General features: G+C 54.6%; 17 protein-coding genes and 1 pseudogene. 5 read left to right on the forward strand and 13 right to left on the reverse strand.

Annotated features, from left to right (window positions below; genetic code table 11):
* Positions 1 to 20 precede the first annotated feature (20 nt).
* From flgH to QN399_RS03245, 3 genes are all read right to left on the reverse strand, one after another.
* Positions 21 to 734, reverse strand: a complete 714-nt coding sequence (flgH, locus tag QN399_RS03235) for a flagellar basal body L-ring protein FlgH (protein WP_322180094.1) — start codon at positions 732 to 734, stop codon at positions 21 to 23.
* Positions 735 to 827: 93 nt separating this feature from the next.
* Positions 828 to 1,616, reverse strand: a complete 789-nt coding sequence (flgG, locus tag QN399_RS03240; protein WP_219060413.1) for a flagellar basal-body rod protein FlgG — start codon at positions 1,614 to 1,616, stop codon at positions 828 to 830.
* Positions 1,617 to 1,662: 46 nt separating this feature from the next.
* On the reverse strand, positions 1,663 to 2,403 hold the full coding sequence (locus QN399_RS03245) for a flagellar basal body rod protein FlgF (RefSeq protein WP_322180096.1): 741 nt from the start codon (positions 2,401 to 2,403) through the stop codon (positions 1,663 to 1,665).
* A gap of 293 nt (positions 2,404 to 2,696) precedes the next feature.
* Here QN399_RS03245 and QN399_RS03250 point away from each other — a divergent pair, with 293 nt between their 5' ends.
* Positions 2,697 to 2,906 (forward strand): hypothetical protein, encoded by a 210-nt coding sequence (locus QN399_RS03250; protein WP_322180098.1) that lies wholly within the window; start codon positions 2,697 to 2,699, stop codon positions 2,904 to 2,906.
* Positions 2,907 to 2,945: 39 nt separating this feature from the next.
* On the opposite strand, the gene QN399_RS03255 is transcribed toward QN399_RS03250, so the two are convergent.
* From QN399_RS03255 to QN399_RS03285, 7 genes are all read right to left on the reverse strand, one after another.
* The gene (locus tag QN399_RS03255; protein ID WP_330200547.1) at positions 2,946 to 4,757 is read right to left on the reverse strand and encodes a flagellar hook-basal body complex protein; all 1,812 of its coding nucleotides are present in this window, start codon (positions 4,755 to 4,757) and stop codon (positions 2,946 to 2,948) included.
* A gap of 329 nt (positions 4,758 to 5,086) precedes the next feature.
* Positions 5,087 to 6,406 carry a flagellar hook protein FlgE gene (gene flgE, locus QN399_RS03260; protein ID WP_322180100.1) on the reverse strand — a complete coding sequence of 440 codons (1,320 nt, stop codon included), beginning with the start codon at positions 6,404 to 6,406 and terminating at the stop codon, positions 5,087 to 5,089.
* A gap of 28 nt (positions 6,407 to 6,434) precedes the next feature.
* Positions 6,435 to 7,133 carry a flagellar hook assembly protein FlgD gene (locus tag QN399_RS03265; RefSeq protein WP_322180102.1) on the reverse strand — a complete coding sequence of 233 codons (699 nt, stop codon included), beginning with the start codon at positions 7,131 to 7,133 and terminating at the stop codon, positions 6,435 to 6,437.
* A gap of 15 nt (positions 7,134 to 7,148) precedes the next feature.
* Positions 7,149 to 7,592, reverse strand: a complete 444-nt coding sequence (gene flgC / locus QN399_RS03270; protein ID WP_322180104.1) for a flagellar basal body rod protein FlgC — start codon at positions 7,590 to 7,592, stop codon at positions 7,149 to 7,151.
* A gap of 3 nt (positions 7,593 to 7,595) precedes the next feature.
* Positions 7,596 to 8,003, reverse strand: a complete 408-nt coding sequence (gene flgB, locus QN399_RS03275) for a flagellar basal body rod protein FlgB (protein ID WP_330200548.1) — start codon at positions 8,001 to 8,003, stop codon at positions 7,596 to 7,598.
* A 266-nt stretch (positions 8,004 to 8,269) separates the two neighbouring features.
* Positions 8,270 to 9,097, reverse strand: coding sequence for a protein-glutamate O-methyltransferase CheR (gene cheR / locus QN399_RS03280; RefSeq protein ID WP_322180108.1), 828 nt, complete (start codon positions 9,095 to 9,097; stop codon positions 8,270 to 8,272).
* Between the two features lie 54 nt (positions 9,098 to 9,151).
* Entirely contained in the window at positions 9,152 to 10,081 is a 930-nt protein-coding gene (locus QN399_RS03285) for a chemotaxis protein CheV (RefSeq protein WP_322180110.1), read from the reverse strand.
* Positions 10,082 to 10,160: 79 nt separating this feature from the next.
* Here QN399_RS03285 and flgA point away from each other — a divergent pair, with 79 nt between their 5' ends.
* The 4 genes from flgA to QN399_RS03305 all read left to right on the forward strand — a co-directional run bounded on the left by flgA (position 10,161) and on the right by QN399_RS03305 (position 12,739).
* Positions 10,161 to 10,922 (forward strand): flagellar basal body P-ring formation chaperone FlgA, encoded by a 762-nt coding sequence (flgA, locus tag QN399_RS03290; RefSeq protein ID WP_330200561.1) that lies wholly within the window; start codon positions 10,161 to 10,163, stop codon positions 10,920 to 10,922.
* Between the two features lie 142 nt (positions 10,923 to 11,064).
* Positions 11,065 to 11,388 carry a flagellar biosynthesis anti-sigma factor FlgM gene (gene flgM / locus QN399_RS03295; RefSeq protein ID WP_322180112.1) on the forward strand — a complete coding sequence of 108 codons (324 nt, stop codon included), beginning with the start codon at positions 11,065 to 11,067 and terminating at the stop codon, positions 11,386 to 11,388.
* Between the two features lie 49 nt (positions 11,389 to 11,437).
* The gene (locus QN399_RS03300; protein WP_322180114.1) at positions 11,438 to 11,905 is read left to right on the forward strand and encodes a flagellar protein FlgN; all 468 of its coding nucleotides are present in this window, start codon (positions 11,438 to 11,440) and stop codon (positions 11,903 to 11,905) included.
* 84 nt (positions 11,906 to 11,989) lie between these two features.
* Positions 11,990 to 12,739: a flagellar regulator YcgR PilZN domain-containing protein gene (locus QN399_RS03305; protein WP_322180116.1), complete on the forward strand. Its 750-nt coding sequence runs from the start codon at positions 11,990 to 11,992 to the stop codon at positions 12,737 to 12,739.
* A 108-nt stretch (positions 12,740 to 12,847) separates the two neighbouring features.
* Here the strand turns inward: QN399_RS03305 and QN399_RS03310 are convergent, their stop codons facing one another.
* The 3 genes and pseudogenes from QN399_RS03310 to QN399_RS03320 form a co-directional block, all read right to left on the reverse strand.
* The gene (locus QN399_RS03310; protein WP_330200549.1) at positions 12,848 to 14,206 is read right to left on the reverse strand and encodes an MFS transporter; all 1,359 of its coding nucleotides are present in this window, start codon (positions 14,204 to 14,206) and stop codon (positions 12,848 to 12,850) included.
* An 81-nt stretch (positions 14,207 to 14,287) separates the two neighbouring features.
* Positions 14,288 to 14,942, reverse strand: a pseudogene (locus tag QN399_RS03315) (hypothetical protein).
* Positions 14,943 to 15,186: 244 nt separating this feature from the next.
* Positions 15,187 to 16,098 carry a methyltransferase domain-containing protein gene (locus QN399_RS03320; protein WP_322180122.1) on the reverse strand — a complete coding sequence of 304 codons (912 nt, stop codon included), beginning with the start codon at positions 16,096 to 16,098 and terminating at the stop codon, positions 15,187 to 15,189.
* Between the last annotated feature and the right edge of the window lie 63 nt (positions 16,099 to 16,161).

The following is a 16,161-nucleotide window of genomic DNA, read 5'->3' on the forward strand; positions in this document are numbered from 1 at the left end:
TATGCATGTCTATCCCGCGATCAGAAAGGGAACAACGGGCTGAGGAAGAACCGATCGAACCACCCCGGTTGACTGGTATCGGCGAACGAACCGGTACCCGAATATGTAATGCGTGCATCGGCCACTCGAGTCGACGACACCGTGTTATCGGTGGCGATATCGTCAGCACGAATCAAGCCAGCGATGCGCACCAGTTCATCCCCCGTGTTAAGGGTCAACCATTTCTCGCCGCGAACCGCGAGGATACCGTTGGGCAGGACGTCAGCCACCGTCACCGTCACCGAACCGGTCAGGCTATTGCTTTGGGCTGCCTTGCCATCACCCTTGGTGGTGCGTGCGCCGTTATAGCCAGCGTTGATGCTCAGATCGCCGCTGCCCATCGGGTTATTGGTGGTCATCCCGCCACCGAACAACGACGTCAGACCAATGCTGTTAGTGCTGTTTTTGGTCAGACCGGAACTGGCCGCCTTGCTCGCTGCAGTTTTCTCGGAAAGCGTGATGGTGATGATGTCGCCGACCCGATAAGCCTTGCGATCGTCATACAGGTTTTGCTCAAACCCAGCCTGATAAATCGAACCGTTGTTCGCGGCAGCAGCCAGCGGCGTGCGCGGCAACACCGGCGCGTAATAAGGGTCATTGGGCTTGGCCACGGGCGCGACGCAGCCCGCCAGAAGAGCGATTCCGCAGAGCGAAGCGATCAGCGCGGAAAGCCGCAGAACAAGAAGCCGTTTCATGACACTTAAAACCTCGCGGTGTAGCAGGTGCCGACCGGGCACCCCGTCCAATTGATCAGGTGTATCGACAGGTCGAACAGGCCTATCAGAGCCTTACAGATTTTGCGTCACGTACTGCAGCATCTGGTCAGCGGTGGAGATCACTTTGGAGTTCATCTCGTAAGCGCGCTGAGTGGTGATCATGTTGACCATTTCCTCGACGGTGCTCACGTTGGAGGCTTCCAGGGTGTTCTGCTGTGTCGTACCAAAACCGTTCAGCCCCGGCGTACCCACCTGTGGAGCGCCGCTTGAAGCCGTTTCCAGGAACAGGTTGCTACCCACTGATTGCAGACCTGACGGGTTGACGAAGTCAGCGGTTTGCAAGTTACCAATCACCTGGGAGGTGGCATTGGCGCCTGCCAGGGTCACAGACACCGTGCCGTCCTGGCCCACGGTGAACGTCTGGGCCTGGGCCGGGACGACAATCGCTGGCTCCAGGGCGTAACCATTGGCGGTCACGATCTGGCCGTTGCTGTTCAGGTGGAACGTACCATCACGGCTGTAGGCCACCGTGCCATCGGGCTGCATGATCTGGAAAAAGCCGCGACCATTAACTGCCAGATCGAGCGGCTGATCAGTCGTTTGCAAGCTACCAGCCGAAAAGTTTTTCTGCGTCCCGACAATACGCACACCGGTACCCAACTGCAGACCAGATGGCAGTTCGCTGTCCTGGGTCGACTGAGCGCCTGGTTGACGTTTGATCTGATAGAGCAAGTCCTGGAACTCGGCACGATCACGCTTGAAACCTGTGGTCGATACGTTCGCCAGGTTGTTGGAGATCGTCGTCAGGTTTATGTCCTGAGCGGCCAGACCGGTCTTGCTTACATAAAGTGCCGGAAGCATTCTTTCTCTCCTCGAGCGCCTGATTATCGGCGCAAGCTGTCAATGTTTAGCTAATCTGCAAGACCCGAGCCATCGACTCGTCGTTTGTTTCAGCGGTCTTCATCATTTTGATGTGTAATTCAAATTGACGGGACAGCGTCAGCACCGATGTCATTTCCTCAACGGCATTGACGTTGCTCGCTTGCAGAAATCCCGACTCGACCTGGACGGTGCCGTCAGCACCGGCAGCCTTGCCGTCCTTGGTGTGGATCAGGCCATCGGCACCTTTCTCCATGTTTTTCATGTCAGGCTTAACCAGTTTGATTCGGTCCACCTGCGCCATCACCTTTGGACCTTCACCCATTGAACGAACGCTGATGGTGCCATCGGCACCGACCTCAATTTGTTGCTGGGGTGGCACGGCAATCGGCCCACCATTGCCCATGACCGGCAAACCATTGCCAGCCCGCAAAATACCAAGAGCATCGACATTCAGACTGGCGGAGCGCGTGTAAGCCTCACCACCGTCTGCGGTCTGTACAGCGATCCAGCCATCCCCTTTCACGGCAACATCCAGATCCCGCCCCGTGTCGACCATGGCACCGCCCGAAAAATCAGTCCCCGGACGCTCACTCATGGCATAGGCACGCGAAGGCATGACCTCCCCAAACACGGGGATTGAGCGCGCCTGTTCAAGGTCACGCTGAAAACCGTTGGTCGAGACGTTCGCCAGGTTGTTCGCATGAGCCTTCTGTGCGATAGCGTTCTCGGACGCACCGCTCATTGCCACGTAAAGCAACTTGTCCACAGTCTTTCCTCCCCTGACAGACGTTTGCCGCCTGTAGCTGTTCTAAAAACGTTGTAGCAATATTCGAACCAACTAATCTTTCACCACACAACATCTTGATTTTCCAGCGTTAACGGGGGAAAACTCGAAAACAGAGAGCGCCGCTCGGGCATACGCGGCGGCGGACTGCCGCATTTGGCCAAATGATGGGGATATTGCCGTCAGAAAACCCTCACCGAGGGAGAAAACAACAAAAGCGGGATAAAAAATGTGTTCGTCGCGATACCATTTGATTGGTACCCAACGAGGTTTATATGCCCCTTCAAACCCGCTTGATTCTTTTACTTGTGACCAGCCTGATCCTCATCCCGATCCAGGCCCAAGCCGCCACCGCGCCCTGGTACAAATGGCAAGGCGCGACACGGATTATTTGCAAGCAGTGGGTCAATCCCAAATCGGCATTCAAGCTGATTGGCGGCCCCTACAGAGATGCGAGTTGCCGATACCCAGGACGCCCTGGCTAAAGGCACCAAGGGACACCGCGCTAGCAGACATGCCTGGAATCATGTCGCCTGAATCAGCGTTTGCATCAGCGTCGCTTCTGTAGACAAGGCTTTTGAATTGGCCTGATAGGCAACCTGCGCCTGGATCAGTTCCACAAGCTCGTTGGTCAATTCGACGTTGGAGCCCTCAAGCGCACCCGAGACAATGCTGCCCAACGTACCAGCTTTGGGCGCATCGAGATTAGCAATGCCTGAGGCGTTCGTTTCCCGCCAGTGGGTGTGACTGTCCGGCTGCAAACCTTGCTCATTGGCAAAGCTGGCGAGCGTGACCTGGCCGATTTTCTTATGCAGCCCGTTCGTGAAGCCCGCACTCAGAACGCCATTCATATCGATGCTGATGTTGTTGATATTGCCTGCAGCATGCCCGTCCTGCTGAGCTGAAACGCGCGCAGACTCTGCGTTATGCTGGCTGAGTCTGTTCAAGTCAATGGCAATGCCACCCGAACTGCTCCGGGCACCGTTGGATACCCATTTTTCGTTACGGGTTCCCCCATCAATCACCTTGGCAGGCACCCACCCCTCAAGGGTCAATGTCCGGTTTGCCACCGCAAGACCTTGACTGCCGGTCATTGACTGAACCGACCCGTAGGAATCGAAGATTATCTGTGCCGAGACTGGATCGGCTTTCTCCGGGTTCGCCGGGTTTCGACCGTTGACGAGAACATGCATTTTCCAGCTGTTCGTATCATCCTTGACGAAGTATTGAGTCATCTCATGCTTGTTACCCAGGCTGTCGTAAACCGAGGTCGCAAACGACTTGTTAAACGTCGTGACATCGTTAGGGTCGAACATTGGAACACGCCGCGCCATCACGACGTCGCCCTCGTCAATTCCATTGATTGCACCGTCGTCTAACGAAAGCACAATCGATCCGTCGTTAGAGGCTGGACTGGCAGCCCAAATACCATTGAGTTGCTGAGCGGGCTTCCAGCCGTTCAGGGTGAACTCTGTGTCGGATGTTTTTTTGATATGCTCACCCTCGCCCGCCGATGACAGGCTGCCATCCGGTTTTTTTGTAATCATTACCTTCAGCGGTGTGGTCGCTGTGTGATCCACCGGATTACGCCCATCTATTAGCGTGTACATAGCCCATTGATCCGCATCGGTTTTAACGAAGTATTGCTTAAGTTCATGCTCCACTGGAGGAATGGCTGGCCGGGCCTGAATAAGCACTGTCTCATTCCCCTGCGCATCCTTGACCCTGACCTCCGCAACCGCGTCTACCCCTTTATCCTTAACCATTCTGCTGATCACTTTCGAATAGGTACCTGGATCATCCGGATTAAAAACCGGAAGTGCCGAGAGTGCGGATTGAGATGAGTCCAAGTTCATTGTTTCGAGAACTTCAGTGGTGGCCTTGGGCACCATATTAGAGGTATCGATCTTCAGGTCGGTCCGCCCCCCATTAACGGCATCACCTTTAGCGTTTACACCATAGCCTTGCAAGCGGTTGCCTTCGTTATCAACGATATAATCGTTCTTGTCCATTTTGAACGCGCCAGCGCGGGTATAGCTCAGCGCTCCGTTATCGCTTACCACGAAAAAGCCTTTACCCTGTATACGCATGTCCAGAACCCCGCCCGAACTGGCATCAACACCACCCTGACTGAAATTTTGCGAGACATTAGCCAGACGAACACCGTCACCGACTGCGTTGTGACCATTACCCAGTTGCGCGCTCAAATACAGTGCCGCAAATTCCGCACGGGATGATTTGAAACCATGAGTCCCAACGTTAGCGATGTTGTTGCCGGCGACCTCAAGTCTTTTATGGGCAGCGTGCAGCCCACTCAGGGAAACATTGAATGACATAAACACTCCTGTGCCGTATTGAACGACGCTCTCGTTAATGCATTTTTTCGCAGTAAAACTTTGCAATACTTAAACTTCAGTACCACCCGTTTCTTTCTGCGTTTTTATTCTCGCATTATCGAAAGTAGGAATTTTCTACATATGCAGTAGGAATCAGCTATAACTTTTACTTCTTAACCTTGGCGCAACTATCTACTTGAATCGCGCTCAAGGCGTGACGGCAAACTTCTATATCTTCTGGATAACCAATGACAGAAATACCAAATCGCGCCCAACAAAAAGCCCCTTCAAGAAGGGGCTTCGTTCGACACTGCATCACTGCATATTTATCACGCCATCTGGATGATGGTCTGCATGATGGTGCTTTGAGTCGAAATGGTTTTCGCGTTTGCCTGATAGTTGCTTTGCGCCTTGATCAAGTCGACCAATTCACTGGTCAGATTGACGTTAGAGTCTTCCAGCGCTTCACCCGTGAGACTGCCAAGTGTGCCTGACTCCGGCACTCCCGTGACCGGAACCCCAGACGCATAGGTTTCACGCCAGCTAGTACCGCCTGCCGGAGACAAACCCTGAACGTTGGCGAAGTTGGTCAACGACACTTGTCCAATGACCTTGGACTGACCGTTGGTGTAGGTGGCGAACAGGTTGCCGGTAGGGTCTACCGACATGGCCGACAACTGACCGGTTGCATAGCCGTCCTGAGTCTTGGTGATCGCGCCCGAGACCGAGTTGGTCTGAGTGGTCGCGAGCATGTCCAGCTTGACACCGCCAGTCTTGGCCGAAGCGCCGTTGCCTGCCCAGACGCCTGTGGTACCCACTTGCGCAGCCGGCACCCAGTTGTTCAGGGTAAAAGTGCCGTCAGCATTGACAGCCAGGTTACCCGTTGTAGCCAGCGCAGTAGTATCCAGCGAGCCGTCAGATTTGAAGGTCAGGTTCATCGAGTCAGCCACTACCGGCGTGGTCGCCGGGCTCGATGCATTGCGACCGTCGACCAGCGTGTACATCGTCCAGGCATTGGTACCCGTCTTGGCGAAGTACTGACTCATGGAGTGCTCGTTGCCCTGACTGTCGTAGAGCGGCGTACTGAACGTGTTGGTGTAGCTGTTCACGTCATTTGGGTCGAACGGCGTGACAGTCGGAAGTTTCGATGAAGAATTCAGATTGGACGCAATGGTGACGGTACCTGTCGGGCTAGGTGCCAGATTCGACGAGTCGATTTTAAGATCGGTCAATACACCGTTCACGACATTGCCTGCCGCATTAACACCGTAGCCCTGCAGCTTGTTGCCGGAAGCGTCGACGACATTACCACTCTTGTCCGGGTAGAACGCACCGGCACGGGTATAGAGTTTTTCGCCGTGATTGCTGACCATGAAGAAGCCGTTGCCGTTAATAGCCAAATCAAGGCTGCGGCCGGTGCCGGTGGTCAAAGTACCTTGCGTGAATTGCTGGGACACGGCGGCCGTGGTGACACCGCTACCCGCAGTGGTACCACCGGAAGTACCGCGAATCGAAGCAGCGTACTGGTCCTGGAACTCGGTACGGGACGATTTAAAACCCGTGGTCGCAACGTTGGCAATGTTGTTGCCGGTAACGTCGAGACTTTTGTTTGCCGCATAGAGCCCACTGAGGCCGATATTGAATGACATGCTCAACTCCTTTGCCGTCTAGTCGGCTCTATATTCCGATTGTTTGCACTTTGGACAAACCAACACTGCTGCCGCCTGCCAGGTTGAGCGTCATTTCCGCACCACTGACACCCATCGTCACACTGTTGACGGTGGCTGGCAGATAGGTGCTCAAGGCAGTAGCCGTACCATTGGCAGTACCTGTGGCGACGACGCTGTAAGTACCTGACGCCGCAGTCGTGCCATCGCTGTTCTGACCGTTCCAGGTAAAGCTGGTAGTACCCGCCGCCTGCGCACCAAGATCGATGGTGTCGACCAGGTTCCCACTCGCGTCGGAGATTTTGACCGTGGTCGACGAGTTCGACGCCGGGACGACCACTGAACCGGTCAGGCCCTTCGTGGTATCGACCACTGCCGAACCGCTGCTGACGATCACCGAACGCCCAACCAGAGAGGACGCCTGCAAGGCTTGGGACGACTGATAAGTACTGGCAATCGTATCAACCGTACTGCTCAGGTTCTGCATGCTCTCAAGGCTGCTGAACTGAGCCAACTGAGAAACGAACTGCGTGTTGTCCTGCGGACTGAGAGGGTCTTGGTTCTTCATCTGCGTAACCAGCAGTTGCAGGAATGCATCTTTGCCCAGTGAGGCAGTCCCCGTTTTGTTGGTGGTGCCTGTGTTGCTTGAGCTTGCCGTTTTCTGAAGCTGATCCAGAACCGACTGACCGACGCTGCTAGTAGTTGTCATCGACTGCGCCTCTTATCACTGACCCAGGGTCAGGACCTTCTGCATCATGGTTTTGGCGGTATTCATAATGTCCGCATTGGTCTGAAACGAGCGGCTGGCCGAGATCATGTCGGCCATCTCCGAAACAACATTGACGTTGGGGTAGTAGACATAACCGTTCTTGTCAGCCGACGGATGCGTTGGCTCATAACGTGCCTCGAGGTTGCTCGGATCTTCGATGATCCCGCTGACCTGAACACCCTGACCCGCTTCGTCCTGACTGCCGAACAGCGAACCACTGTCGCCGCTGCCCTGCCCCTGAAGCACGGTCGCAAACACGGGGTGACGGGTGCGGTAGGTTTGATCCATGCTCGACGAGACTGTTTCGGCGTTGGCAATGTTACTGGCCACGGTGTTCAGGCGCGTGGTCTGAGCACTCATGCCACTGCCGGCAATGTTAAAAACACTTGCAAGGGACATGAATTACTCTCCACGAAGGGCTGACACCAGCCCTTTGAATTTGCTGTTGAGCAGGGTGAAACTGGCCTGGAAGCCTACGGCGTTCTGTGCGTAGCTGGCCTGTTCAACCTGCGTATCGACGGTATTCTGGTCAAGCGAAGGTTGGCTAGGTGTGCGATACAGCAGCGCGCCGTCGCCACCGCTCAGACCCTCGGCGTCGATGTGCCGACTGTTGGTCGTTTTAAGGCCAAACGCGCCATTCTTGGTTTTATCGCTTTGCGCTGCGAGCACGGCCGAGAACTCAAGATCTCGCGCCTTATAGTTCGGCGTGTCGGCGTTGGCGATGTTGTTGGCCAAGACCTCTGCACGCTGAGCGCGAAAGCCAAGGGTTTGCTCATGGATGCCTAGCGCTTTATCGAAGCTGATGCTCATGTCGGGAAACCTTTAGCGGCTGACCTGAATTTCGTATCAGTCACAAAGCAATCAGCGTGCCAGCTTCGCCAGCGCCATAAATCAAGGGTTTGCGAGCTATTCTGGGGCGGCAACGACAGAAAAGCGGCAAGGCATTTCCGCTATAAAGGGATAAAGCGGCAAGCACAGCGCCGTTTTCTTGCCATTGCCGCTTCCTCCCAGAAGAGCCGCAACGGTTTAGCTGATGTAAAAAAAGAGACCCTAAGGTCTCTTTTTTAGCGCAGCGATCACTTCGCCTGGTAAATGATCCCAGGACTGCACTGAACCATCTGATAATGCTCAGGCAAACCATTCAGCGCTTCCGATGCCCCGAGAAACAGGTAGCCACCGGGCTTAAGCGTACTGTGGATACGCAACAGAATGTCCTTCTTCACCTCCGCCGAGAAATAGATCAGCACGTTGCGGCAAAAAACGATGTCGAATTTCCCCAGGCTTGCATAACTGTCGAGCAGGTTGAAAGAGCGAAACTCGACCCGGCTCTTGATGGGCGCCTTGATTGCCCAACGCCCCGCTTCTTTGGGATCGAAAAAACGCTGCAGACGCTCTTGGGATAGCCCTCGACCCAACGCCAGACTGTCGTATTCGCCCGTCTTGCAGTTGTTCAACATCAACCCCGAAAGATCGGTAGCGATGATCTGCACGCCCTGTTTTAGCTGACCGAGGTTGCTACGCTCGAACTCGTCGATCGTCATCGATAACGAGTACGGTTCCTGGCCTGAAGAACACGCCGCCGACCAGATACGCAGGCGCTGGTTCGGGCTGGCCTTGATCGCCTCTGGAAGCACTTTGTTCTTCATGACTTCGAACGGATAGGTGTCGCGAAACCAGAGCGTTTCGTTGGTGGTCATTGCATCCACGACCTGCTCGCGCAGACCACTGCGAGGCTGAGCCTGGATTCGCTGAATCAACTCCCCCAGCGACTTGATGCCTTGCTGGTCCATGAGTTTGTTGAGACGGCTTGAGACCAGATACTGTTTATTCTCTCCGAGCAAAATGCCACAGGCTTTTTCCAGGAAGACCCGGAACTGTTCGAAATCCAAATTACCTGTAGACAAAGAAACCGCCTCTTACAATCTTGCGTCCAGCCAAAGGGCGGCGCCCTTTGGCGATTATTTCACCGCGTTGATCCGATCAACTACCCGAGCGGCAAGCTCATCAGGCCGGAACTTGGCAAGAAAATCATCGGCACCGACTTTCTTGACCATCGCCTGGTTGAACACTCCCGACAAGGAAGTATGCAGGATGATGTGTATTTTTTGCATGCGCGGATCGTTGCGGATTGCCGAAGTCAAGGTATACCCATCCATCTCGGGCATTTCGATGTCTGAAATCATCATCAAAAATTCCTCTTCAGGCTTCTTGCCCTCTTCGACCATGCGTAGCAGGTAATCCAGCGCCTGACGACCGTCATTCAAGGCTACCACCTCGACCCCGACTGTCTGCAGACAGCGTGTCACCTGCTTACGCGCAACCGACGAATCGTCGACGGTCAGCACTCGAAGGGTCAGCGCTTTGGCCTGTGTTTCTTCATCGACAACACCGACCGAAATACTTTCCGAAGTCGGCGCTACTTCCGCGAGGATTTTCTCCACATCAATGATTTCGACCAACTGGTTATCGACTCGGGTCACTGCGGTCAGATAATGATCGCGTCCCGTTCCCTTGGGCGGCGGATGGATCTCCTCCCAGTTCATGTTGACGATGCGCTCCACCGAATGCACCAGAAAACCCTGAATTTTGGTGTTGTACTCGGTAATGATAACGAAGGTGTCATTCACACCCCGCTCCAATGCCTTCGCGCCTGTTGCCATCCCCAGATCGATGATCGGAATGGTCGCCCCACGAATATTTGCAACGCCACGCACCACTGGGTTGGACTTGGGCATCACGGTCAGTTTAGGGCATTGCAGCACCTCCCTGACCTTGAACACATTAATCCCGTAGAGCTGCTGGCCGTTGAGACGGAACAACAACAACTCAAGACGGTTCTGCCCCACCAGCTGCGTGCGCTGGTTCACCGAATCCATTACTCCAGCCATGCCCTTACTCCTGAATCAAAGCTTCGAACCCATAATTGCCAAAATGACTAAGCGGCACGGGCCTTGCTTTTTAACTGTTATGAATGCAAAAACGACATTTTTCCGACGCATGGCATCTGGCTACGGCAGCTTACGCTGCACTGTGGCCGTTTTGTGGCTTTTTAGTGGCGGCCAATTCGCACAGAGCGAGCCTTTGAGCCTTTCTGATCAACTTATCGGCGTGACCCAAGGGTTTCTTGAATTCTCCATAGAGGATTATCTGGCAACGACCCAAACCGAAGGCCGCTACCAAATTCAGGTCAACCAGCTCGATCCGCGCATGACACTGACACAGTGCGACAAGGAATTGACAGCGAGCCTCGAAAGTCCTGCTCAGCCTCTAGGACGTGTGACCGTCAAGGTTCGTTGCGAAGGATCATTACCCTGGACGGTATACGTACCGGCCCAGGTACATTTATTTCGTCAAGTCGTGATCGTCAAACGCCCGCTCAAGCGTGGCGGCATCATAGGCGAAGACGACGTATCCCTGAGCGAGCGCGATATCAGCCAGATGCCTCAGGGATATATCACGTCGCTTGACGAGGCGATCGGGCAGAAAATGACCCGACAAATGGTCAATGGGCAGATCATTACCCCGCTGCAGATGGAACAGGCAGAAGTGATACGCAAGGGCGATCAAGTTGTGATCATTGCCAAGAGCGGTACACTGCTGGTCCGCATGCCTGGCGAGGCATTGTCCGATGGAGGCCTGGGTGAACAGATCAGGGTACGGAACCTGAACTCGAAACGGGTGATCAAAGCGCGTGTAACAGCACCAGGGCAAGTTGAAGTGACCTTGTGATCGCTGGCGGGATGGCGCGGAGTTTCCTAGACTGACAGTCTGTGTCAGTGAGCGTTTTTATCGACTTCAATAACGCACCTAAAGTTTTCTTGTGTTTGGCCGAAAACATGGCAAGCGTCCAAACACCTAGAGGTTCTCAACCATGGTCATCGACTTTAGTCGTTTAAACAGCTCCCCCTCCGTGTCGACGAGTTCGCGTACCGGCAATGTCAAGGAGACCGGCAATGCCGCAACCTCCGCCAGCGCGAAAGCCACCACCGAAGCGGTCACCACGTCGAGTGGGGAAGCCGTGCATCTTAGTAACGAGGCTCAACAGTTGCAGACTATTAGCGACAAGCTGCGCGGTCAGCCCGTTGTCAACAGTGCCCGTGTGGCCGAGTTGAAACAGGCCGTTGCCGATGGCAGCTATACGGTCGACAGCGGTCGCGTAGCCAGCAAGCTGCTTAATTTCGAAGCCCAGCGCTAGCCGAAGGCCTGCGCCAGGGCTTTTGGACGCCTAAAACCCAGAGCATGCAATGCACGATACGACTCTATTGCAACTGATTACCGACGATATTGCACCGGCCCAACAGCTGTTGGAACTATTGCAAGCCGAATCCTTGGCGCTGCATGGTCGGGATATGTTCTTACTCGAAAATATTCTTGCGCAGAAACAGTCGCTGGTAATCATGCTTGAGCAGCATGGCCGCAAACGCAGCCAGATTCTTGCCAGCCTGAATCTGAGGCCCGATCGTCAAGGCCTTGAGGAACTGGCGAGTCATTCATCGATCGGTGAAGAGTTGCTCAGCCAAGGTGACGTACTCAGCGCCCTGATGAGCGACTGTCGGGCCAGCAACGAGCTCAATGGTCACTCGATCAAGCTTCAGCAGGCCTCCACGGCCCATCAGATGAGAATTATTACCGGCGGTGAAACGCCAATGTTATATGACAGCCGTGGGTCGACATCCAGCGTCCATAAGCCACGCCCGCTGAGCCAAGCGTAATTTTACTGTATCAAGGCACCCAACATGCTGGCAAAATGCCCCTCGATTACGTGCTGTCGTATTTTGCCTGGAGATGGATGAACCGTGTTCAATGCCTTAAGCGCGGAAGATGATCCGCAGCCACCAAAGGTACTCACCACACCTTTGGAAATTGCCGCAAATCTGCGGTTACTGCTAGACAGCCATGACCCCCTGATCATTACCTTTCATGAGCGCAGTCAGCGCTTTCAAAGCTACCTGATCGAGGTCAATCGCGACGGCAATGGGATTGCCCTCGACGAAATGATCCCTCGCGACGGCGAGCGTTTCTTGACCAGCGGCGAACCGTTTCGCATCGAAGGCTTTCATGACGGTGTTCGGATTGCGTGGGAATGCGAAGAGACGCTGACCATTGACGATCATGACGGTCATCGCTGCTATCGTGGCTCCATGCCGACAGAAGTGGTTTATCACCAGCGCCGCAACGCCTTTCGCGCAGCACTGAAATTGGCTCAACTGGTCAACGTTGAAATCAATGGCGACAAAATCAAGTCGGCGCTGAACGGCAAGCTCCTGGATATCTCTGCCACGGGCTGCAAATTGCGGTTTGAAGGTGATATTTCCGAGCAACTGCAACTGGGCCAAGTGTACGAACGCTTTGTTGCAGGCCTGCCTTTTGGCAACATGAGCACGCCTGTCGAGTTGCGTTACCTGCATTTCGAAGAAAGAATCAACATCACGTTCGCCGGTGTGCGCTTCCACAACATGAGCGGCCTGGTACAGCGCCAGGTTGAGCGATTCGTTTACCAGCTGCAGCGAGAAGCGCGGCGCTTCGATAAAGACGACGACTTCTGATCAGTATTTGCAGTATCAGCGATTGCGGTGAATAACCGCCGCAATCGCGCTATCCGAATACCGCTTCTCCCCCCGCAGCTCAATCACTCAATTGCGCAATCTCCGCTATCAAACAGGCTTGTCAGCGCTCTCGTCTGTAGAAGCCGTCGACTGCGATTCCGCTTGCCGCTCGCCTTCGGTTTCAGCCCCTTCTTGCGGTTCGACTGCTGTCTGCATCTGCTCCTGAACCACCTGTTCATCGACACGTGGGTCCAACGCGACCACCAACGGTGAGCTGGACATGCTGTCCGGCATCGCAACGTGTTGCAACGGCGCGTCCTCGACCTGGTGCAGATTGGTCACCGCCTTAGGCCGGATGCGCCAGACCAGAATCACGGCAGCAAAACAGACGAAAGCGTAGAGCATGTTGCTGCCGAACATCTTCATCAGTACGCCCGCAGCCAACGGGCCGATGCTGGCACCAATACCGTAGGTCATCAGCAACATGGCGGTCAGCGACACACGGCGCTCACCTTCAACGTGGTCATTGGAAAAGGCCACGGCCAACGGATAAAGACAAAACTGCATCAAAGATGCGAAGAAGCCGACCCCGAACAACACTTCCACAGGCACCTGCGGCATGACCGCCAAGGGAAAAGCCAACAAGGCCAGCGCGCCGGCAAAAATCCGAATCAACAAGGCACGGTCATAGCGATCCGATAAGGCGCCGAGCGGCCATTGCACTAACAGCCCCGCAAGAATGCAGCTACCCATGAACAAACCCACCGCCTCGGTAGACAAACCCTGCTGGGAGGCATACAGCGGCGCCAGACCATAGAACGAGCCGATGATCAGCCCTGCCCCCAATACGGTGCTCAACGATTGCGGCACCCGCTTAAGGAAAAAACGGGGTTCCAGCGGCGCCGGGTGCATGGGCGCCGGGTGAATACTGCGGGTCATCGCCACCGGCACAAGGCAAAGGGCAAAGCACAGCGCGACCAGCATCAGCAACTCGGGGCCCAAAGACGGGTGAATAACCAGAATCAGCTGACCCAGCACCAAGCCAAGGTAAGACGCGATCATGTAACCGCTAAACACAATGCCGCGTTGCTTGGCGTGTGCCTGCTCGTTCAGCCAGCTTTCGATGACCATGTACTGACACATCATCCCCAGGCCCACGATGACCCGCAGGAACAGCCACGCAGGCAACCAGTCGACCAGACCGTGCCCCAACACCGCAGCACCAACAATACCTGCGCACGTGGCGTAGGCGCGAATGTGCCCGACCCTGCTAATCAGCCGGTGACCGATCTTGCCGCCCAGTACCAGACCGAAGTAGTTGGCCGCCATTAAAGCGCCGACCCACAGACTATCGACTTGGTCGGCCGCCAGGCGCAAAGCAAGATAGGTACTTAACAGACCCGAGCCGATGAGCATCATCAGCGAGGCAAAATAAAGCGCTCGAAAGGACTTCCAAATTTGACGCATCGACGTTCCAGGCTTTCCACATAAAAGAAGAAGAGCAAAAGAATGGAGTCATCCAGACGGAAGAGTCCAAAACCAACGTTTCTAAGCCTGAGCAGCCAGCACGCGCCTTTCCCAGGGAGTAATTTCATCAAAAAAGCTGGTCAGTTCCATACTCTTCGAAGCGATGTAGCCTTCGATGAACTCTTTACCAAACAGCTCCTTCGCCAATTGGCTACGCCTCAGACGCTCCAGAGCGGCATGCAAGGTACACGGCAATGACAATTCATCCGGCACTTGAATCTCACCCTGAATCGGCGCCGCTGGCTCCAACTCATGTTCAATACCATAAAGACCGGTGGCAAGGCTCGCGGCGATGGCAAGATAAGGGTTGGCGTCCGCACCAGGCAGCCGATTCTCCACCCTTCTGGCGACCGGCGCACTCGCCGGAATACGCAAGCCAGCAGCGCGGTTGTCGTAAGACCAGCAGGCATTATTGGGCGATGATCGCCTTGAGCTAACCACGCGTCGAGAGACGAAAACCCTCCCCCGCCAGCTCATCCGCATCGCAAATTGTCAGCGCACGCGGGTGCTCACTCCAGGGCAAACGGTGAATCTGGGTCGGATCGGCAATCAGCGCCAGATCGCCGTCATCGCTACCGTAGAATCGCGCCGGCGGATAGCCGCCTATGATGCATTGCAACAACACGCCACGCGCAAGCTGCAAACGCCGCCCTTCGAGGAAACCCTCAGCGGTCATCACCCTGCCACGTGACACACCTTTCAAATCCGGCGTTACGCACTCAATCTCATCAATGCCCGTCAATCGCTCCGCAAGGGAACGGTGGTCATTAATTGTCATGATTCTAAATCCTTTATTGCTGTACAAGCCGTCCACCGGCAACCTGTACAAAATACGCATCACCCGTTCAAAATTTCAAGCGCGACGACAAAAATCCTTTTCCCATCAAAATCGTTAGAAACCGCAGCGCGTGCAGACGCAATCAGAGCACCGTATTGACGTACGGCGCTTTGGTCAGCGACAGGAAGTCTTTCCTGTAACCCTCGTTTTCCGGATCCAACGTCAGGGCCTGACGCAAAAACTCGATGCCCTCATGGGTGTAACCCAACTCGCAGCTTAGAAGCGAAGCCAGATAGAGCTTTTCCGAATCAAAAAAATTGAAGGACAACGAAACCTTGATCGCGCGGAGTGCATCGGCCAGTTTGCCTTCATTCACCAACTGATTAAATGACTCACTGAAGGCTGCGCCGTCTTGCCACACCGCACCGATAAGTCCGTCGAACTTTCTCAGCACAACCGTGTGCCCGTTACCGACCTTCGAGTCTGTCTCCTCGACACATTCGATGAGCCAGCTTCCTAATTCATTCCTGTTCAGGAAATTGATCGCCCGAATCATGCTCTGCAAGGAAAAAACCTGGTAATGCCCTCGCCAGTTCTCCTTTGGCATGATCGCCATGTCGAGCCCCTTCTCGTAGTCATCGACCATCTGCTCGACCGTTATCAATGGCCTCGTTGAGTCGTAAAGGGTTGCCGTACGCTTAGGAAAAATGCAGAAAAAAACACCGCCGTTCTTTAAAACCCGCGAGGACTCTATATAAGCCGCAAAGACGTTAGGAACATGCTCAATGACATGAGAACTGATGAGGTAGTCAAAGGTCCCATCACCAGCGGCTATCGACTGAAAATCGCCCAATAGATCAACGCTCTCCACTTCGCCGGATGTACGCATCTGCTCGTGATGATAGGCATTGAAATCGTCCATATCCTGAGGATACAAAAACAACCTGCCATCGCAGGGAGCCACCTTCAGGCAGTCTGGCAGATCGAAAGGGTTATGTGATGCTGCCCCCAACTCGACGCCAGTGCCTACACAGTATTGGGTGGCTAACGCCATGGTTCGTAGCTTCATCATGCCCCTATAACGTACAGAATCACCGATGACGCGAGTTCACTCGCA

The sequence above is a fragment of the Pseudomonas sp. 10C3 genome (assembly GCF_036346185.1).
In the GTDB taxonomy this organism is placed as follows: Bacteria; Pseudomonadota; Gammaproteobacteria; order Pseudomonadales; family Pseudomonadaceae; genus Aquipseudomonas.